The following is an 18920-nucleotide window of genomic DNA, read 5'->3' on the forward strand; positions in this document are numbered from 1 at the left end:
GAGGAATTATGAAAAGGAACCTTAAAATGGCAGTTTTTGTTCTTTTTGCTTTAGTCTCTATCTTTTACAGGCTTATTCCATTGAAGTTACCAAATGCCGAGTTTTTTTCAAGTCTTATTGCTTTTACAATACTCTCTTCAGATAAGAAGATAAATCTTCTTTTAATTCCTTTTCTTATTCTTATCTCAGACATTCTTTTAAATGTTTTTTTAAAGGTGCCCTTTGATCCAAGATGGGAGGCAATTGTCCTTGTTGGTTGGATTTTGGTAATTGTTACTCAGTATGTTTTAAGAGGTAAGAAATTTTATAATGTGATTACGATGGAACTTACTGGCACGCTTGTTTTTTATTTTATTACGAATAGCCTTGTGTTTTTCATGTTCAACTTTTATCCAAAAAACATTTCAGGGTACATTACATGTATGATTGCAGGAATCCCATTTTTAAGAAATCAGGCACTATTCAATCTGCTTTTCTCGCTTATAGTATTTGCAACTGTTAACGAATTGGGCTTTGGGAAGGTTGCATCGAAAAGAATTGTAAATTATGAAAACCCTTAAAGAGTATTTCAAAAGAGAATTTTTAAGATATATTGCAGTCGTTAGCTTACTTGTAACTGTTGATATTGCACAGGTTTATTTACCCCAATTTACACGTTTTGCAATTGATAGCATTTCTAAAAGGAATATAAATGGACTTATAAAGTATGCAATTTATATAGTAATTTTTTCTATCGGAATAGTGGTTTTGAGATTTTTATATCAGAGTTTATTGAGGGCAGCAGTTCTAAGATTTGACTACGAATTAAAGAACAGGATATTTGAGAGTTTTGTTTTCTTCAAGAGGAAGACGCTTGAAAAGTTTGAAATTGGGGATTTAATGTCGAGAGTTACAAATGACACTCAGGCAGTAAGAATGTTCCTCATTATGGGTTTTCTTGCAATAATCGATATTTTTGTTCTTGGGTTAACTACCTTTGTCTTTATGGTAAAAATGAATTTAAAATTAACACTTGCAGTAAGCATTCCTCTTCTGTTTTTATTTCCCCTCGCCCTCAATTTTGGTACCAAAATCCATAAATTATATAGACGAATAAATATGATATTTGCTGATATGAGCGTAAGAGTAAGGGAACTTGTCCAGGGTATAAGAGTTATCAAGGCTTTTGTTAAAGAAAGATATTTTACCCAATTGTTCAGAGGAGTTAACGAAGAATACCTTAAAGAGAATTTAAAACTTGTAAAACTTGACGGTTTTTTTGATCCAATTGTAAACTTCTTAATAAACTTAGCGAATTTTGTCCTTATATTCTATGGTGGGCTACTTTATATAAAAGGTGTTGTAGGGATGGGTACTATTGCTGCGTTTTTCCAGTATATTGAAACTCTTACCTGGCCAATGATGGCGGTTGGATTTTCTATTGCACTTTACCAAAGAGCGACTGCATCTTTATCAAGGATAGAAGAAATAATTAGTATACCGAAGGAGACTCAAGGTATTGTTTTAGATACGGTTGACAGAATCGAAGTAAAAAATCTTAGGTTTTCGTATGATGGGAATATCGATATCTTAAAGGGAATTAATTTAACAATTAATAAAGGTGATGTAATTGGCTTAACTGGAAACCCTGGTTCCGGGAAAACTACACTTATAAATTTGTTATTGAAGATTATTGATGCACCAAAAGGGAGTGTATTTTTCGATTCAAATGATATTAACGATATAGCCTTTGAAAGTATTAAAAACCTTTTTGCTTATGTTCCACAGGAAGGTTTTCTTTTCTCGGATACAATTCTAAACAATATAAAAGTTGGAAATCCAAATGCAACAAGAGAAGAAGTTGAATATGTTGCAAAAGTCGCATGTGTTTACGATGATATTATGTCATTTAAAGACAAGTTTGAAACAGTAGTTGGCGAGCAGGGCATCACTCTTTCAGGTGGAGAAAGGCAAAGGATTGCAATAGCAAGAGCGCTTCTTGCAAGACGCCCTTTCTTAGTTCTCGATGATGCACTTGCAAGTGTTGACTTCAAAACAGAAAGTTGCATTATCAAGAATCTCGAAGAGCACTTTTTAAAGAGTGGTCTTACTGTTATCATGATTTCTGAGCGTTTGAGTTCTCTTTTGATTGCTAATAAAATTTATGTGCTTGTTGACGGAACGATTATTGAGGAAGGAACCTTTAATGACCTTGTCGCAAAAGAAGGCTATTTCTATCATTTGTATAGGAAGCAGCTTCTTGAGGAGAACTTATGAGAAGGGAATCTATTAAGAGATTTATTCCTTATTTCCTTAAATATAAGTTATTGCTTTTGGTAACATTCATTGCAATGATTATTGCCTCCCTTACTTCTGCCTTAATTCCATATCTTATTAAGAATGTAATAGATACGCTGATTGCTACAAAGAATTTTACGAATATCAAAAACTTTCTTATTCTTGTTGCAGTCGCTGTTCTACTAAATATTGTTTTCAAGTTGATCCAGATATATGTTGGAAATTACGCGGGGCAAAGAATAATGCAGGATATAAGATTAGATTTATTCTACACAGTTTCAAGATTTAAGATAGAATCTTTCTCAAAAGAGCCGTCAGGAAAGATAATAACACGCATTACTAACGATGTAGAAAATATGAACGACCTCTTGAATGCAGGTCTTGTCTCTCTTTTTGCTGATCTATTTTTTATTCTGCTTGCAATAGGCTTTCTTATATACATAAACCCAAAACTTGGCTTAATTGTCCTTTTGCCACTTCCTATAGCAGTTATCTTTTCACTTTACCTTGGTAACCGTGTTGAAAAAATATATGAGAAGGTAAGAGATGCGCTTACAAAAATGAACATTCATATGCAAGAGGTTCTTACAGGCATTCATGTAGTTCAGATTTTCGATATGGAAAAGATTGTAATTGATAAGTTCAAAAAATTTTCAAGTGACTTCAGGGACAATTTCTATAAATCGCAGGTTACAAACGTCGTTTTAAGACAAACTGTCAATATTTCGTCTTATATATCAATTTTCTTGCTTGTTCTTGTTGGTGGCATTTTAACAATTAAAGGTATGGGAACAATCGGAACAATAATTTCATTTTCAAGCTACCTTTCGTATCTTTATGGACCTCTTGGAGATCTTTCTGATAAATTTTCCATTCTCCAGAATGCTATTTCTTCGATGGTGAAGATTGATGAATTTTTAAAATCAAATTCACTTGAAGAAAATTATGAAGATGGGAATAAATTTGAAGTCCAGGGGAACCTTGCTCTAAAAGATGTTTACTTTGCTTACGAAGAGGATAGTGATGTTCTTAAAGGTGTTAATATAGATGCAAAGAAGGGGGAGAGTATTGCAATTGTTGGATTTACTGGAGCAGGTAAAACTACAATTGCAAACCTTATTTTTGGATTTTACGAACCCACAAAGGGGGATGTTTTAATCGATGGATTTGATTTAAGAATTGCTTGTAAGAGCCACTTTAGAAAGTATCTTGGTATGGTTTTGCAGAATGTTTTTATCTTTAAAGGGACAGTTCTTGATAATATAACCTTAGGAGATGAATTTCCGCTTGAGGATGTTGAAAATGTATGTAAGACTCTTGGTATTTATGACTATATTGAAAGATTACCTAACGGTTTAAATACGGAACTCTCAACCGAAGGAAAGAATATATCTTTAGGTGAAAGACAGCTAATTTCTTTTGCAAGAGCATTGATACACAATCCAAGAATTTTAATTCTTGATGAAGCAACCTCTTCTATAGACTCTCATACAGAAGAACTTATCGAGAAAGGTACCAGAATACTTATGGAGGGAAGAACTTCTATAATAATTGCACACAGACTTTCAACCATAAAGCATGTTAACAGGATATATGTTTTAAATAAAGGGAGAATAGTTGAAGAAGGAACGCACGAAGAACTTTTACAGAGGAAAGGTCTCTATTATGAATTCTACAAGTCTCAATACAAATAAAAAATGGGAAGGCGATGGGGGCACCTTCCCTGGCATGAATAAGAAAGGAGGTAGGTATCAGGTATTCGGTGGCGAATATCTGTACTTACTTGGATGTAAGTATAATGAATTTGAACTCTTTGTCAAGAGGGCAGAGGCTGTATTAACAAAATTTAATAATATGGAGGTAAAACATGCAAAGTAAAAGAAGTGATCTGGGTACAAAAAGTTACCTAATTTTTGTGTTGTTTGGTTTAATTACTCTTCTTATTGGTTTTAACTGGTTTATGTGGTCTCCTATTCTAAAAAAGGTAATTGAAGAACAAATGGGTGTTAGGCCTGTTTTTTCTGAGATGCTTCTATCTTCGGTTCCATTTATGCTTGTGCTTTTTTCCTATTTTGCTGGTGGTTATGCAGATTTAAGTCCTAAAAAATCAACAACTATTGCTGCACTACTTTTAGGTATTTTTACCTTGTTAAGAGCAGCGTTTTCGTTTAATTTTACCTATATGTTCTTAGCGAATTTGGGTTTTGCATTGAGCTCTGTTTTTGCTTTTACTTCATGGTCTCCTTTAACTTATAGACTATTTTCAAAGGACAAGGCTGCAAGGATTACCGCCTATTTTACTGCTTTTCTGACTTTAGGACAGATACTTGCGTTTTTCATTTCTTATCCTCTTGTGAATAGTGTCGGTTTGTCAAATGCTCTTTTAATAACGGGGATTGTCTCTTTAACTGTTGCAGTAGTTTATATTTTTGTTATAAGGGATTGGGACGATTCTCTCCCCGACGGAATAGTTAGTGAAAGGCTTCCTATAACCGAAGGTTTTAAAATTGTTTTTTCCAACAAATCGCTTATAGTTTTATCTTTAATTGCCTTATTTGATATTGGAGTCTTCAAATGGCTCGCAGGTTGGTATCCTAAGCTAAATGTTGCCTTCAAAGGAATTGATCCTACGAAAGCTTCTTTTATTAATGCCTTCATTCTTATTGGTTGTCTAACTGGGGCAATGACTATCCCTGATCTAAGCCATAGGATAAAAAAAGTTAAACCGTTTTTCATTATATTGCCACTTATTGTAATTTTAATGCTGTTTACAAGTATCTTTGTTAATGAATATGCGCTACTTTTGCTTGTTTCAATGATTCTTGGAATAGCGCTTTTCCCTATTTATCCATTAGGACTACATTTACCAAGCGCTTTTAGTTCAGTTGGAATAAAGAATGCAGGAATTGGAAGTGCGATAATCCTTATCTTTGCAAATATTGGCGGTACTATCTTCCCTATTATTGGTTCATTAACCAAAGGTTACACAAGTTCTGTTATTACCTTTGGAATTATCCCTATGGCAATAATTACTTTACTGGGTTTGGTATTTGAAGACCCGGACACCTACAGATAAATTTAATGGGCTTGAGTTATCTCAAGCCCATCTCTTTTTCTGAAAAAGCTTCTACGGTGTATACTTCAACTTCTAAGTTTTTGTCCTTAAAGCAATTGCCGTCCAATCCTGCTTTCAAGCAGAGATGAGTAAAAAAGTCTACATGGTTTGGAAGTTCTTCCCAAACCTGGGGCAAGAATGTTGCCTGATAAAAGCCTTTTCTTATGATCACTCCGTGTTTAAAAGGAACTACTTTTTCGAATAATTCTTTTGTATCTTTGAAGTATATTTTTTCTGGAACGGAAAGTATTGAAATCTCAATGTCAATGTATGGAAGTTCGCTTTCTTCGAGTGGGTAAAATCGCGGATCCCTAAAAGCAGCATTAATAGAATTTTCTATAACATCTAAAATAAGAGGTCTTACAGGATATATTGTACCAATACACCCTCTTAATACACCATTTTCAGTAAGGGTTACGAAAGTTCCTCTTTCTTCCCAGAATTCTTTTTGCGGGAATTCTTCTTTTGTTACCTTTATCTTTTTGTGCTCTTTTAAATAGGTTTCGATAGTCTTCCTTGAAAGTTTAAGTAGAACGATTTTATCATTTTCGTTCATGCATTTCCTCCATAAAATACGGCTGAAAGATAACCAACAACCTGCGACTTTGGACCAGCTGTATCTCCGCTTGTTGCGTATTTTAGAACCTTGCTTTTTAGGTTCATTACCTTTGCAAAATCAATCACTGTAGCAATTCCTGTTTTGCCGCATGCTTCACAATACAAAAGGCTTTTTTTGTTTAGTTGCTCAACCGCTTTGATGCAATGAGCATCTTTTTTAATTGCAACTTCATAAGGATAATAGTGGCTTAGGTCGGTACTCACGATAAGAATTGATGAGTCATCAAATATAGACAAGATACCTTTTAGGAGGGATTCCTCTGATATTTCGCTATATAGGATTGGAACGATTTCGAAATGCGGAAGGGTATATTGCAAGAAAGGAAGATGAACCTCTATACTGTGCTCTTCTAAGTGTGCATCGAGTATAAAGTGAAATTCTTCAAGTTGCAATAGTTTCTGGGCATCCCTGGATACATTTATAAATCCAAGAGGAGTTTTATACGCATCGAATAATCCCACGGAAGCACCATGAAAATAAGCATAATGAGAAGGCGCAATGATTATTACTTTTACATTTTTGAGGTGCTCTATGTTCATAAGTTGCTTGTAACTGTAGCCTGCTATAGGTCCGGAGTATATATAGCCTGCATGTGGAGCAATAAGCGCTTTTAAGTCGTTTAAATCTTCCAAAGGAGCACTTTCAACAAATCTTCTTATCATACTTTTCAACTCTTCCCTGTCTTCAGGGTAGAATGCTCCTGCAACTGCTGCTTCTCTTATTTTCATATTGCCCTCCCTTTTTTATTATACCACAAAAATAGTTGCACTTTACAATTTTTGTTAAGAAAAGTTAAAAATTTGTAAAAATTTGTTTAAATCAGTATAATTATTTGTAAAATCAATAAAAATTGGGAGGTTAATATGGACGAAGAAGAAAAGAAAAATGAAGAAACTAATGTTGAAAACCAAAACCAGGGAAACCCAGAAGAGGAAAAAGAAACAAGCGAAGAGGAAACTAAAGAGAATCTTCCTTTACACACGCCGATTCCTCCCACATCACCAAAGGAACAAAAAGAAACAAGATACATATTGTTTCTTGTTTACAACGAAAGAGCTCCTGTTGATAGAGACGATGTTTTTGACCTAATTGACCAACTCAATAAAATAACTACTCCTCCCGAAGAAACGAGAATTGATATGGTGATACTCTCTAACGGTGGTTATCCGCATCCTGCCTACCAGATGATGAATATAGTAAGATCCAAGTGTAAAAAATTAAAAGCGGTTGTCCCTCTTTTTGCAAAGTCAGCAGCAACCCTTATGACTCTTGCGTCCGATGAAATAATAATGGGCCCTCAATCAGAAATAGGTCCACTTGATATGCAAATGGAGCATCCTCTGATTGAAAACCTTCATATCTCAGCTCTTGAAGGCTACTATCCCTTTATGCAGTTATATGGCAAATTCGTTACCGATTTCTTTCCTCTTGCCTTGAAAATGGCACAAGATATTGCACAGGCAGTCCCAATAAAACGAGAAGATGCAGTTGATATAGCGATGAACACAGCTATGAGCTATCTTGTTCCAATTGTTCAACAGATAAATCCAACAGTTGTTAATATGTGCTATAGAGCCCTTACTACTGGTGAACAGTATGCTTATAACTTTCTTTACCGATACATGTTCAAGGATAAACCTGAAAGGGAAAGGGCAATCCTTGCATCACAAACAGCACATGCACTTGTATGGAACTTCCAAAATCATGGTCAGGTTATCTCAAGGGATGATGCAAAACTACTAAATCTATATGTTGGTTTTGGCGAAAGTTATGACTTATTTGATATGATGTATGTTATTACCAAAGAGATGCTAAGAATCTTAGGACAAAGTGGCATTGAGAGAGCAATAAGAGTTGTCTCTATGGAGCAGATTAAGAGGCTACTGAATGTTGATAGTTACCTTGGTTATATAACTTTCATTGTTTACAAGGCATACTCTCTTGTTGAACCCCTGAGACAAACGCTACAAAATGTTACAGATGTCCAAAAAATATCTCTTGCTATAAGGCAATTTTTGAGTCAATCACTTGCAAGTCTTCCACCTATGCCGGAGCAAGAGAAAAACGATATAGCACAAGTTTCTCTTGAACTATTAGAAGATATTTTCCTTAAGAATTTTAAGGACGAAAATGCAATTTATTCCGTTGCATTCAATAGAATTAGAAAAGAGAAGGCTTTCTCTAAACCAGTCTCAGAGGTAATTGCAGGGCGTATTGTTGAAGCAGTAAGAGAATTAACACAGACGATAGAAATTGAAATAGATACTACACCTCCTGAAGTTGTAAGCAAATACATTTTGCAAATACTTGCGTTCTTACTTGTATACAACATAAAATTCTGAGGTGAAAAATGTGGGAAGTCGAAAAGCATACGAAAAGTGAAAATAAAGCATACATTGATGGTCGAAGCGGAGAATGGGCAAACCTTCCTATCTACATAACGGAAATCCTTGTTCCACCTTTAATGTACTTTGTTAAGTGGTATATTCTGTTAGTGGCAGTCTATATATTAAATGTTCTTTGGGGTTTTGTAAGTGGCAAGTTCATAAATCTAAAAATCTCTTATATACTTTGGCAGATAAACAAATTTCGCTGGATTATATTTATTGTTTTTGGGTATTTTTATATTTCGAAAAGTATGTATGTTGAAGGTGCATTAAGTTTATTATGGCCGTTTATTTCACTAATTCTTGCATTCCTTAACCCAAAGAACAGACAAAAGAAATTAAGATGAAATTTGAAGAATTGTTGTATAATAAAAGGCAAAATTAGTAATTTAGATAATTTTATGGAAAGGGGTGTATTATGGAAAGGGTAAAAGTAATTATCATGGGAGCAGCCGGAAGAGACTTCCACAATTTCAATGTATTTTTTAGAGAAAGACCTGAGTATGAAGTAGTCGCCTTTACCGCAACTCAAATCCCTAACATTGAGGGAAGAGTTTATCCAAAAGAACTTGCAGGTTCGCTTTATCCGAACGGTATTCCAATCTATCCAGAATCAGAATTACCAAAACTCATAAGGGATTTTGGAGTTCAAAGAGTCGTGTTTGCATACAGTGATGTGCCACACGAATATGTCATGCATAAGGCTTCAATTGCTCTTGCAAATGGAGCAGATTTCTGGCTAATGGGACCAGATGCAACTATGGTCAAATCCACTAAACCTGTTGTTTCAGTATGCGCTGTTCGTACGGGCTCAGGAAAAAGCCAGACCACAAGAAAAGTAGTTAAAATTCTTCGTGAAATGGGCAAACGTGTTGTTTCAATTAGACACCCTATGCCATATGGCAATCTTGTAGAGCAAGCAGTTCAAAGATTTGCAACATATGAGGATCTTGACAAATACAAATGCACAATTGAGGAGCGTGAAGAATATGAGCCTCATATTGATCTCGGTGCGGTAATCTACGCAGGGGTAGACTACGAAAAGATATTAAGAGAAGCAGAGAAAGAAGCCGATGTTATCGTGTGGGACGGTGGAAATAACGATTTCCCGTTCTATAAATCAGATCTTAGAATTGTTGTTGCTGACCCGTTGAGGGCAGGACACGAACTTACATACCACCCTGGCGAGACTAACTTTAGAAGTGCGGATGTTATTGTAATCAACAAGGAAGATACAGCGGATTTTGAATCAATTGAATTAGTAAGAAACCACGCAAGAGAAGTAAATCCAAATGCCATTATTGTAGATGCAGCATCACCTGTTTATGTGGAAAATGGAGAGATAGTTCGTGGAAAGAAAGTTGTTGTTGTTGAAGATGGTCCAACATTAACTCATGGAGAAATGAGTTATGGTGCTGGCTATATTGCCGCAAGAAAACTTGGTGCAAGTGAAATTATATCTCCCGTTCCTTATGCGGTTGGATCTATAAAGGCAACTTATGAGAAGTATAGACAAACAAAAGATGTGCTCCCTGCTATGGGATACAGTGAAACCCAGATTAGAGAACTCGAGGAGACTATAAATTCTATACCTGCAGATGTTGTAGTAATTGGTACTCCAATTGATCTTAGAAGAGTTATTAAGTTGAATAAGCCCGCTGTAAGAGTTAGATATGAACTTCAGGAAATAGGAAAACCTGACTTAAAAGATATCTTAACACAAAAGTTTGGAGGTTAATATGGCAACCAACCTCAAAGGAAGATCTTTATTGTGCTTAAAAGATTTTACAAAAGAAGAACTTGAAGAGTTTATATTTCAAGGCGAAAAACTAAAAGTTGAGCATTACGCAGGTAAGAATGAGAAATTGCTTGATGGGAAAACTGTTGCGGTCTTGTTTGAAAAGCCTTCTACAAGAACGAGAATTTCTTTTGCTGTTGCCATACACGAACTTGGGGCATTCCCTCTTATTCTTGAGACTTCAAATTTGCAACTAGTAAGAGGAGAGACAGTTCCTGATACAGCAAAAGTTATGGGAAGAATGGTTCAGGGAATTGTTGCACGAGTTTTTGCTCAAAAAACACTTGAAGAACTTGCACAGTTTTCAGGTGTTCCTGTAATCAATGCACTTTCCGACTTTTCACATCCTTGCCAGGCATTAGGTGACTTTCTTACGATAAAAGAGAAAAAAGGGAGATTACAGGGTGTAAAACTTGCTTATCTTGGCGATGGAAATAATGTTGCAAATTCTCTTCTTATTGGTGGTAGTATCCTTGGACTTGATGTTTCTGTTGGAACTCCCAAAGGGTTTGAGCCTATGAAAGAAGTTGTGGAAATGGCTCTTAACTTCGCAAAAAAGTCGGGATCAAAGATTGAAATCGTCAATGACCCCAAAGAAGCAGCAAAAGATGCTGATGTCCTTTATACAGATGTTTGGGCTTCAATGGGACAGGAAGCAGAGCATGATAAGAGAGTCCAGATTATGAAACCATTCCAGATTAATTCAGACATTCTAAAATATGCAAAAGAGGATGCCATCGTTATGCACTGTCTGCCTGCTCATCGTGGGGAAGAAATTACTGACGAAGTGCTTGATGGTCCTCATTCTGTTGTATTTGACCAGGCTGAAAATAGACTTCATATACAAAAAGCAATCCTTTCGCTTCTCATATAAGTTAACATTTATTGAATTACAATTTAAAAAAGCCCCCGTAAGGGGGCTTTAAAACTTTAACATCTATTTTTCTAAACTAATTTAATGCCAAGGGCTTCGTAAACTGACTGCAGAAATGCATCTTCAGGAAGGGCTCCCTCGAATTCTGCTTTTCCTTCATTTATCACTACCTTAGGCACAGCGTAAACATTGTACTGGTTTGACCAATCTGGAAATTCATTTGCTTCGATCATTGCTCCTACTATGTTAGGATTTTCAAGGGCAAACTGATGTGCTGTTCTCACTGCTCTTGGGCAGTATGGGCAAGTTGGGGTTACAAAAACAAGTATCTCTACTTTACTTGTAATTTTCCTAACTTTTTCTTTGATATCGATAGGAAGTTCCGTCTCGCCCTTTGATACATCAATAATGTCCTCAAGCAGTGATGAAAACTCATGCCCTGATGGGATGCCGTAGTAAACTATGTTCTTATTTGTCTTTTGCCCTTCGATGAATAGAGCAGAAATTGCTTTAACTCCATATTCTTTTTCTTTTTCCGGGTCATCTCTGTAGATATTCATCTTAATCTTAGGGGACAACTCTGCAACTTCCTTAACGATTTCTTCAGTGTAAGGTAAATACTGCTCGTTAAATTTTGTAACATTAGGCCCATTTGTTTCGAGGAATAAAGTTAATGTTACTTCATCTTTTAAATTCTTTTCAAACAAGTCCTTAATGTACTCTACATCTTTTTCTTTTAATAATCTTTCCATTCTTCACCTCTTATTATAAATTTTTGATATATTTATCTGCTTCGGCTGCTGCAATTGCTGCATCGCCACAAGCAGTTACAACTTGCCTTAACGGTGTATTTCTAACATCACCTACTGCATATAGCCCAGGGACAGATGTTTCCATTTTCATATTTGTAATTACAAAACCTCTCTCGTCGAGGTCGACAAGCCCTTTCACGAGTTCAGAATTTGGTTTTTCTCCAATAGCAACAAAAACTCCATCAACTTTTAACACTTTGTGTTCTTTGGTAACAACATTTTCAATTTCGAGACCTTCTACTTTCTTATCACCGAGCACATGCACCGGTATATATTCGAGTTCAAATGTAATTTTGGGATTCGAGAAAGCCGCTTCCTGCAGAATCTTTGTTGCTCTTAATTCTTTTCTTCTATGTACAACGATTACCTTTTCCGCAAATTTCGATAGGGTTAAAGCATCATGTATTGCCGTATCGCCACCACCAATCACTGCAACAGTTTTACTTTTGAAAAACGCAGCATCACATGTTGCGCAATACGAAATACCTCTGCCTCTAAATTTTTCTTCTTCCGGGACAGGTAATTTAACAGGCTCTGCGCCAGTTGCTAAAATGACAGTCCATGCCCTCAATTTTCCATATTCGGTTTCAAGATAGAAAAGGTCGTCAATTTTTTCAATAGATCTTACATCTGTTAGCACGATGTTTGTGCCAAATCTTTCAGCTTGTTTCTTGAAAAGATTTACAAGATCTGATCCGGAAATTCCCTCAGGGAAGCCTGGGTAATTTTCTACCCATTCGCTTACCGCTATCTGTCCGCCAACTGCCACTTTTTCAAATAAAACCGATTTTAGTCGAAATCTTCCTGCATAAATTGCAGCAGTTAGCCCTGCAGGTCCACCGCCTATGATTGCAAGGTCATAAATTTCATTTATATCCAGAGTCTCTTTTTTAACTTCGTGAACCGCAAATAACTCGTCCATAAAACCTCCTATAAATTATTACTTCCGAAGTATTATATTAATCTATGGATTTTTGTCAAGATTTTGACTTTCTATTAGAGGCGATCTTAGGGCTAACTTCTTCCCAGATTCTTTCAAGATCATAGAACCTTCGTTTTTCTTCGGTCATTATGTGGACAATAACGCTTCCATAATCCATCGCAATCCATGTTGAGTCGGCTCCTTTATCAACAGAAATTGGTATAACTTTTTTCTTCTTAAGTTTTTCCTCGACCTCGTTAGAAATGGCATCACAGTGCTCGCTTACGCTTCCTGTGCAAATAACAAAATAGTCGGTTATGATGGTGAGTTTTTTTACATCAATAATCTTAATATCTTCGCCTTTTTTGTCCTCAATAACTTTTACAATAAAATTTGCAAGTGTTTTACCTTTCATATTTCTATTATACCAAAATAATAGGATTTTAAATAAATTTTTGATATAATTTATTGAATTGGAGGTAAAAAATGGATAATCTTGAAAGTATTATTAGGGCTTTAGGTGAAGAAGTTAACGAGTCAATTTTTGTTGGCATAACAGGTAAAGATGGGTTGCCTGTTGCAATGTATGCAAAAGAAAACGTCGAAGCTGCGCTTGCAAGCGCTGAAATTTCTTCGATTTTTTCAATTATCGAAAGATCCATAAAAAATCTTTCTTTAGGAAAGGCTAAAGAGTTTTTTGTGCTAACAGACTCCTACGGTGTTTTTGGTGTCCCATTAATTTATGATTGTTACCTTTTTTTAATTGCAAGAGAACCTATCAACCTTGGTAGAGTAAGAATTGAATTCAAGAAGTTCTTGCCAAAGATAGAGGAGATGATGAAATAATGGAAAAAATTCTCTCTAAACTTAAAAACTTACCGGGTGTTTTGGGTGTTTACCTTATTGATTCAGAAGGGAATCTTCTATTTGTTAATTCAAGCCTTGATAATCCTCCAATTGAATTAGCATATACTCTTGCATCGTTAAAGGGATATTTGAACGATTTACTTGACTCTACAAAAATGGGAAAATTTGTTGATTCTTTTGTTGATGGAAGTGTTGGAAGAATAATCTTCACAGGTCTTAAAAGTGGTGACTTATTAGTTGTATTTGCAAGCAATGTTAGTAATCTTGGTATGATTAAATTTGAAATGTCGAATGCAATTCAACAGATAGAAAATCTTAAGTAAGGAGTGGTTCTATGGAAAAGTTTTATATTACAACTGCTATTTACTATGTTAATTCAAAGCCACACATAGGGTCTGTTTCAGAAGCAATTGCAGCAGATATTATTGCAAGGTACAAAAGATTATCAAACTTCGATGTCTTTTTTTCCACTGGAACCGATGAACATTCCCAGAAAATTGAAGCAAAGGCAAAGGAATTAGGTATTGACCCTCAAAAATTTGTGGATATGCAGGCTAACACATGGAAAAGTATTTTTGATAGGTTTAACATATCCTATTCAAGATTCATCAGGACAAGTGATCCCGACCATATGGAAGTTGTTAAGGACTTCTTTGTAAAAATGTATGAGAATGGAGACATATATTTAAGTACATACGAAGGATGGTATTGTGTTAGAGATGAGACATTTTTAAAAGACTCCGAACTTGTTGACGGAAAATGTCCCCACTGCGGTGGCGAAGTTCAAAGACTTTCTGAGGACAACTACTTTTTCAGATTAAGCAAATACAGGGATGCTTTGCTTGACTTCTATCTTAAAAACCCCACATTTATTGAACCAGAGTCAAGATATAATGAACTTCTAAATATTTTAAAGGGCGGACTTCAGGATATTTCTGTTACAAGAAAATCTTTTAAATTTGGAATACATGTTCCTTTTGACGAGGATCACACGATTTATGTGTGGTTTGATGCTTTAATAAATTATGTTACGGCGGTAGGGTATCATGATAACAAGGAAATGTTTAATAAGTATTGGCCTGCTGACTTGCATCTCATTGGAAAGGATATAACAAGATTCCATGGAATTGTGTGGCCTGCAATGTTAATGAGCGTTGGATTACCTTTACCAAAAAAGATTTTTGCTCACGGTTTCTGGAACCTGGAAGGGATGAAGATGTCTAAGTCTCTTGGAAATGTTGTTGACCCTGTTGAATTTGCTGAAAATTTCTCTAAACTTGCTCATATCACTTTTGAAAAGAGTGTTGATGTCCTAAGATATTATTTATCGAGAGAGGCAATCTTTGGTTTAGATGGCGATTTCAGGATGGAATCCTTCTTTAGAAGATATAATTCGGATCTTGCAAACGATTATGGAAATTTGATTAATAGAACTCTTAATATGCTTTCTAAGTATAGAAACCTTGAAGTTCCAAAAGTAGATGTTGATTACGAATTTGTCGCTTTTGCAAATGAAAAGTTTAAAGATTATAAAGAACAAATGGATCGGTATGGTTTATCCTTTGCTTTGGACAGAGTGTTTGAGATAATATCGTATTTAAATAATTACATCCAGGTAAAGGAGCCCTGGAAACTCGTTAAAGAAGGCGATAAACTTGATGTTGTTTTAAAGACTCTTATTGAAGGAATTGCTTATACAACAGTTCTTTTGCAGCCTTTTATGCCAAATGTAACTTCTTTTGTGCTTGATGAATTTGGTGTTGATGAAAAGTCCCTCAAAGAATACTCCTCTCCGCTTGTTAAAAAGAGTATATTAAAATTACTTGAGCCAATTTTCCCTCGTTTAGAAAAGGAGAGGATTGAACTTGATAAAGTTAAAGAAGTTTCTCTCGAGACTGAAAATGTCGTTGAAGTTTCAAAGGTAAAATACGAAGACTTTGCAAAACTTGATTTGCGTGTTGCAAGAATCTTAAAAGCATCGCGTGTAAAAAATTCAGACAAACTAATAGAATTAAAAGTTACCTTGGGAAATGAAGAAAGAACAATTGTTGCAGGTATCGGGAAGTTTTATTCCGAAGAAGAATTAATAGGAAAAAAGATAGTTATTATAGCAAACCTTGAAGAAAGAAAACTTATGGGTATTACATCACAGGGTATGCTTCTTGCAGCATCGACGCCTAACAAAGAGAAACTTTCTCTTCTTACTGTGGATAAGGACATAGAAGAAGGAGCAAAAATAAGTTGATGATAATTGACTCGCATGCGCATACATTTAAGGAATATTATAGTGAGGAAGAGTTAAAGGAAATATTAGAAGACAAGAACTTATTAATTAATGTTGTTGCATATGACCTTAAAAGCGCATATGAAAGTGTAGAAATTGCAGGAAATTATAGGAATGCTTTTGCAACAATTGGTTTTCATCCATATGATGTCGATAAGTTAAATGATGAAACTTATGGAGAATTGAAAAGTTTGCTACGAAGGGAAAAAATAATTGCACTGGGTGAAATTGGGCTTGATTACTTCAGGGATCTAACTTCGAAGGAATCCCAGATAAAAGGGTTCATTCGACAGATTGAACTTGCAAAAGAGTTAAATTTGCCTATTGTGATACACTCGAGGGATTCATTTTTCGACACCCTCTCAATATTAGACAGTGTGGGTTATTTTGTTGGGGTGTTCCATTCCTTTGATTACGGTATTGAGGAATTAAAAAAAGTTTTAGATAAAGGGTTTTATGTTTCTTTTTCTGGTATGGTTACCTTTAATAAGAGGAATGATTTAAGAGAGGCGGCAAAATTTGTGCCTTTAGATAGACTCCTCTTGGAAACAGATTCGCCGTATTTGGCACCAGTTCCCTTAAGAGGAACGAAAAATAGACCGCAAAATGTAAGGATTTTGTATGAGTTTTTTGCTAACTTAAGCGGCTTAGAAAAGGATTTAGTTTATGAAAGAGTTTGTAAAAACTTTTTTGAAATATTTAGAAATGCAAATTTAATGATGGGGAAGGAGGTAGCATGTTTAAAATCTTAAGAAAAGAAATTTTAGGACCTGAGATGGTCCTTATGGAACTTGCAGCACCAAATGTATCAAAGACCGCTGAACCTGGACAGTTTGTCGTTATCCGTGTTTACGAAAAGGGTGAACGCATTCCCTTAACTATTGCCGATTTTGATCGATCTAAGGGGACGGTCACCATAGTTTTTCAGAAGATTGGGAAAACAACCCATCTTCTTGGGACGAAAAATGAAAGTGAAGAACTTGCCGATGTTTTTGGTCCATTGGGTAATCCTACAGAAATTGAAAGTTTTGGAAAAGTTGTCGTGGTAGGTGGCGGAATAGGAATTGCTCCTATATACCCAATCTCACGAAAACTTAAAAGTAAGGGGAATGAGGTTATTGCTATCATTGGCTACAGGTCTAAGGATTATGTTTTCTGGGAAGAGAGGATGAGATCTGTTTCAGACAAACTCCTTATTGCAACAAACGACGGAAGTTACGGAGAAAAGGGTTTTGTTACTGATGTTCTCAAAAGAGTACTTGAACAGGAGAAAGGTATTGAAAGAGTTTTTACAATAGGACCTGCAATAATGATGAAGGCAGTTGCTGATATGACTCGACCATATAACATAAAAACCATCGCAAGTTTGAACTCGCTTATGGTATGTGGAATGGGTATGTGTGGTGCATGCAGGGTAACGGTAGGTGGAGAAACTAAATTCACTTGCTCAGACGGACCCGATTTTGATGCGCACCTTGTTGACTTTGATGAACTTATGAAAAGGCTCAATATCTATAAGGAAGAGGAAAAATTGTCTTTTGAAAAGTGGAAGGAGGAAGTAAAATGAATGTTAACAAAAAACTTACTCCAATGAAAGAGCAAGAACCTCACGAGAGAAGAAATAACTTTCTTGAGGTTCCACTTGGATATACAAAAGAAGAAGCAGTATTAGAGGCTTCAAGATGTCTTCAATGCCCCACGCATCCCTGTGTTGATGGGTGTCCTGTTCATATAAATATTCCCGCCTTTATAAAAGCGATAAAGGAAGAAAAATTTGATCTTGCAATCGATATAATTCATGAATCAAACCTTTTGCCTGCGGTAACTGGAAGGGTATGCCCTCAAGAGGAACAATGTCAGGCAGTTTGTGTTATGGGTAAAATTGGAGATCCTGTTGGCATTGGAAGACTTGAAAGATTTGTTGCTGATTTGGACTTGGAAAAAAGAAGAAAAGGTGAAGTCACTATGCCCAAGAAAGAAAAAGACAAAGGTATAAAGGTTGCAATAGTTGGTTCTGGACCTGCTGGTTTGTCTTGTGCTGCAGACCTTGCAAGGATGGGCTATGATGTAACAATTTTTGAGGCGTTTCATGTTGCTGGTGGAGTTCTGGTGTATGGCATTCCTGAATTTAGGTTGCCGAAGGCAATTGTCCAGGAAGAGATTTCAATGCTTTCAAATATGGGAGTAAAATTTGTTTTTGATTTCCTCGTAGGAAGGACAAGAACTATTCAAGGTCTTTTTGATGACGGCTTTAAGGCTGTCTTTATTGGGAGTGGAGCAGGTCTTCCTCAATTTATGCATATTCCTGGGGAAAACCTTGGTGGCATTTATTCAGCAAATGAATTTCTCACAAGAGTCAACTTGATGAAGGCTTATAAATTCCCTGAATTTGATACACCTATTAAGAAGGCAAAGAATGTAGCAGTTATTGGCGGTGGGAACGTTGCAATGGATGCTGCAAGGACGGCTCTAAGGCTTGGGGCAGAGCATGTATATTTAATCTACAGAAGGTCAAGGGAAGAAATGCCTGCAAGGGCAGAGGAAATAGTTCACGCCGAGGAAGAGGGTATTGAGTTTGTTTTGCTCTCTAATCCCATAAGGTATATAGGTGATGAAAAGGGTTTTGTAAAGCAGGTTGAGTGTATAAAAATGCAATTAGGTGAACCTGATAGTTCTGGAAGGAGAAGGCCAATTCCCATCGAAGGTTCCGAATTTAAGCTTGACATAGATGAAGCAATAGTTGCAATTGGAACCACACCTAACCCAATTATAGCAAAGACAACAGAGGGACTAAAGATTGGAAAACACGGAGAAATTCTTGTAGATGAGAACTTACAGACTTCAGTTCGTGGTGTCTTTGCTGGTGGAGATATCGTTACAGGCGCTGCAACCGTAATAACAGCAATGGGTGCAGGAAGGCTTGCAGCAAAATCTATAGATAGGTTTATAAAAGGGGAGATTTAAT

General features: G+C 35.9%; 20 protein-coding genes. 15 read left to right on the forward strand and 5 right to left on the reverse strand.

Features of this window, described 5'->3' with window-relative positions:
* Window positions 1–8: 8 nt before the first annotated feature.
* The 5 genes from JHC30_02250 to JHC30_02270 are packed head-to-tail and all read left to right on the forward strand — an operon-like array spanning window position 9 to window position 5353.
* Entirely contained in the window at window positions 9–560 is a 552-nt protein-coding gene (locus JHC30_02250) for a hypothetical protein (protein MCI4462976.1), read from the forward strand.
* Window positions 547–2256 (forward strand): ABC transporter ATP-binding protein, encoded by a 1710-nt coding sequence (locus JHC30_02255; GenBank protein MCI4462977.1) that lies wholly within the window; start codon window positions 547–549, stop codon window positions 2254–2256. Before JHC30_02250 ends, JHC30_02255 begins: the two co-directional genes overlap by 14 nt.
* Window positions 2253–3971 (forward strand): ABC transporter ATP-binding protein, encoded by a 1719-nt coding sequence (locus JHC30_02260; protein ID MCI4462978.1) that lies wholly within the window; start codon window positions 2253–2255, stop codon window positions 3969–3971. Before JHC30_02255 ends, JHC30_02260 begins: the two co-directional genes overlap by 4 nt.
* A gap of 34 nt (window positions 3972–4005) precedes the next feature.
* Window positions 4006–4155 (forward strand): hypothetical protein, encoded by a 150-nt coding sequence (locus JHC30_02265; protein ID MCI4462979.1) that lies wholly within the window; start codon window positions 4006–4008, stop codon window positions 4153–4155.
* On the forward strand, window positions 4145–5353 hold the full coding sequence (locus tag JHC30_02270) for an MFS transporter (GenBank protein MCI4462980.1): 1209 nt from the start codon (window positions 4145–4147) through the stop codon (window positions 5351–5353). Before JHC30_02265 ends, JHC30_02270 begins: the two co-directional genes overlap by 11 nt.
* A 16-nt stretch (window positions 5354–5369) precedes the next feature.
* Here the strand turns inward: JHC30_02270 and amrA are convergent, their stop codons facing one another.
* Together amrA and amrB are read right to left on the reverse strand one after the other, a co-directional pair.
* Window positions 5370–5948 (reverse strand): AmmeMemoRadiSam system protein A, encoded by a 579-nt coding sequence (amrA, locus tag JHC30_02275; GenBank protein MCI4462981.1) that lies wholly within the window; start codon window positions 5946–5948, stop codon window positions 5370–5372.
* The gene (amrB, locus tag JHC30_02280) at window positions 5945–6739 is read right to left on the reverse strand and encodes an AmmeMemoRadiSam system protein B (protein ID MCI4462982.1); all 795 of its coding nucleotides are present in this window, start codon (window positions 6737–6739) and stop codon (window positions 5945–5947) included. Before amrB ends, amrA begins: the two co-directional genes overlap by 4 nt.
* A 135-nt stretch (window positions 6740–6874) precedes the next feature.
* On the opposite strand from amrB, the gene JHC30_02285 reads away from it, so the two are divergent.
* The 4 genes from JHC30_02285 to argF all read left to right on the forward strand — a co-directional run bounded on the left by JHC30_02285 (window position 6875) and on the right by argF (window position 11070).
* Window positions 6875–8353, forward strand: a complete 1479-nt coding sequence (locus tag JHC30_02285) for a hypothetical protein (GenBank protein ID MCI4462983.1) — start codon at window positions 6875–6877, stop codon at window positions 8351–8353.
* Between the two features lie 8 nt (window positions 8354–8361).
* On the forward strand, window positions 8362–8745 hold the full coding sequence (locus JHC30_02290; GenBank protein MCI4462984.1) for a hypothetical protein: 384 nt from the start codon (window positions 8362–8364) through the stop codon (window positions 8743–8745).
* Window positions 8746–8816: 71 nt separating this feature from the next.
* On the forward strand, window positions 8817–10136 hold the full coding sequence (locus JHC30_02295; protein ID MCI4462985.1) for a GTPase: 1320 nt from the start codon (window positions 8817–8819) through the stop codon (window positions 10134–10136).
* Window position 10137: 1 nt separating this feature from the next.
* Window positions 10138–11070, forward strand: a complete 933-nt coding sequence (gene argF, locus JHC30_02300; GenBank protein ID MCI4462986.1) for an ornithine carbamoyltransferase — start codon at window positions 10138–10140, stop codon at window positions 11068–11070.
* Window positions 11071–11141: 71 nt separating this feature from the next.
* Here argF and JHC30_02305 read toward each other — a convergent pair whose 3' ends face one another.
* The 3 genes from JHC30_02305 to rsfS are packed head-to-tail and all read right to left on the reverse strand — an operon-like array spanning window position 11142 to window position 13246.
* A complete protein-coding gene (locus JHC30_02305) occupies window positions 11142–11822 on the reverse strand; it encodes a thioredoxin family protein (GenBank protein MCI4462987.1) in 681 nt (226 codons plus the stop codon).
* Between the two features lie 13 nt (window positions 11823–11835).
* On the reverse strand, window positions 11836–12804 hold the full coding sequence (gene trxB / locus JHC30_02310) for a thioredoxin-disulfide reductase (GenBank protein MCI4462988.1): 969 nt from the start codon (window positions 12802–12804) through the stop codon (window positions 11836–11838).
* Window positions 12805–12859: 55 nt separating this feature from the next.
* Window positions 12860–13246: a ribosome silencing factor gene (gene rsfS, locus JHC30_02315; protein MCI4462989.1), complete on the reverse strand. Its 387-nt coding sequence runs from the start codon at window positions 13244–13246 to the stop codon at window positions 12860–12862.
* Between the two features lie 44 nt (window positions 13247–13290).
* Between rsfS and JHC30_02320 the strand changes: the two genes are divergently transcribed.
* From JHC30_02320 to gltA, 6 genes are read left to right on the forward strand one after another with little or no spacing between them, the layout of a single operon-like run.
* Window positions 13291–13650 (forward strand): hypothetical protein, encoded by a 360-nt coding sequence (locus tag JHC30_02320; GenBank protein ID MCI4462990.1) that lies wholly within the window; start codon window positions 13291–13293, stop codon window positions 13648–13650.
* The gene (locus tag JHC30_02325; protein ID MCI4462991.1) at window positions 13650–13994 is read left to right on the forward strand and encodes a roadblock/LC7 domain-containing protein; all 345 of its coding nucleotides are present in this window, start codon (window positions 13650–13652) and stop codon (window positions 13992–13994) included. The genes JHC30_02320 and JHC30_02325 overlap by 1 nt, the downstream gene beginning before the upstream one ends.
* An 11-nt stretch (window positions 13995–14005) precedes the next feature.
* Window positions 14006–15916: a methionine--tRNA ligase gene (metG, locus tag JHC30_02330; protein MCI4462992.1), complete on the forward strand. Its 1911-nt coding sequence runs from the start codon at window positions 14006–14008 to the stop codon at window positions 15914–15916.
* Window positions 15916–16707 (forward strand): TatD family hydrolase, encoded by a 792-nt coding sequence (locus JHC30_02335; protein ID MCI4462993.1) that lies wholly within the window; start codon window positions 15916–15918, stop codon window positions 16705–16707. Before metG ends, JHC30_02335 begins: the two co-directional genes overlap by 1 nt.
* Complete coding sequence (locus JHC30_02340; protein ID MCI4462994.1) at window positions 16692–17522, forward strand: sulfide/dihydroorotate dehydrogenase-like FAD/NAD-binding protein; 831 nt, start codon at window positions 16692–16694, stop codon at window positions 17520–17522. The genes JHC30_02335 and JHC30_02340 overlap by 16 nt, the downstream gene beginning before the upstream one ends.
* Window positions 17519–18919 carry an NADPH-dependent glutamate synthase gene (gene gltA / locus JHC30_02345; protein MCI4462995.1) on the forward strand — a complete coding sequence of 467 codons (1401 nt, stop codon included), beginning with the start codon at window positions 17519–17521 and terminating at the stop codon, window positions 18917–18919. The genes JHC30_02340 and gltA overlap by 4 nt, the downstream gene beginning before the upstream one ends.
* Window position 18920 lies beyond the last annotated feature (1 nt).

This window comes from Caldisericum sp. (genome assembly GCA_022759145.1).
Taxonomy (GTDB): Bacteria; Caldisericota; Caldisericia; order Caldisericales; family Caldisericaceae; genus Caldisericum.

Bases quoted from the DNA above. Each gene is read 5' to 3' on its own strand.
- JHC30_02250 (MCI4462976.1), top strand. From the start codon at position 9: ATGAAAAGGAACCTTAAAATGGCAGTTTTTGTTCTTTTTGCTTTAGTC.
- JHC30_02255 (MCI4462977.1), top strand. From the start codon at position 547: ATGAAAACCCTTAAAGAGTATTTCAAAAGAGAATTTTTAAGATATATT.
- JHC30_02260 (MCI4462978.1), top strand. From the start codon at position 2,253: ATGAGAAGGGAATCTATTAAGAGATTTATTCCTTATTTCCTTAAATAT.
- JHC30_02265 (MCI4462979.1), top strand. From the start codon at position 4,006: ATGAATAAGAAAGGAGGTAGGTATCAGGTATTCGGTGGCGAATATCTG.
- JHC30_02270 (MCI4462980.1), top strand. From the start codon at position 4,145: ATGCAAAGTAAAAGAAGTGATCTGGGTACAAAAAGTTACCTAATTTTT.
- amrA (MCI4462981.1), bottom strand. From the start codon at position 5,948: ATGAACGAAAATGATAAAATCGTTCTACTTAAACTTTCAAGGAAGACT.
- amrB (MCI4462982.1), bottom strand. From the start codon at position 6,739: ATGAAAATAAGAGAAGCAGCAGTTGCAGGAGCATTCTACCCTGAAGAC.
- JHC30_02285 (MCI4462983.1), top strand. From the start codon at position 6,875: ATGGACGAAGAAGAAAAGAAAAATGAAGAAACTAATGTTGAAAACCAA.
- JHC30_02290 (MCI4462984.1), top strand. From the start codon at position 8,362: ATGTGGGAAGTCGAAAAGCATACGAAAAGTGAAAATAAAGCATACATT.
- JHC30_02295 (MCI4462985.1), top strand. From the start codon at position 8,817: ATGGAAAGGGTAAAAGTAATTATCATGGGAGCAGCCGGAAGAGACTTC.
- argF (MCI4462986.1), top strand. From the start codon at position 10,138: ATGGCAACCAACCTCAAAGGAAGATCTTTATTGTGCTTAAAAGATTTT.
- JHC30_02305 (MCI4462987.1), bottom strand. From the start codon at position 11,822: ATGGAAAGATTATTAAAAGAAAAAGATGTAGAGTACATTAAGGACTTG.
- trxB (MCI4462988.1), bottom strand. From the start codon at position 12,804: ATGGACGAGTTATTTGCGGTTCACGAAGTTAAAAAAGAGACTCTGGAT.
- JHC30_02320 (MCI4462990.1), top strand. From the start codon at position 13,291: ATGGATAATCTTGAAAGTATTATTAGGGCTTTAGGTGAAGAAGTTAAC.
- JHC30_02325 (MCI4462991.1), top strand. From the start codon at position 13,650: ATGGAAAAAATTCTCTCTAAACTTAAAAACTTACCGGGTGTTTTGGGT.
- metG (MCI4462992.1), top strand. From the start codon at position 14,006: ATGGAAAAGTTTTATATTACAACTGCTATTTACTATGTTAATTCAAAG.
- JHC30_02335 (MCI4462993.1), top strand. From the start codon at position 15,916: ATGATAATTGACTCGCATGCGCATACATTTAAGGAATATTATAGTGAG.
- JHC30_02340 (MCI4462994.1), top strand. From the start codon at position 16,692: ATGTTTAAAATCTTAAGAAAAGAAATTTTAGGACCTGAGATGGTCCTT.
- gltA (MCI4462995.1), top strand. From the start codon at position 17,519: ATGAATGTTAACAAAAAACTTACTCCAATGAAAGAGCAAGAACCTCAC.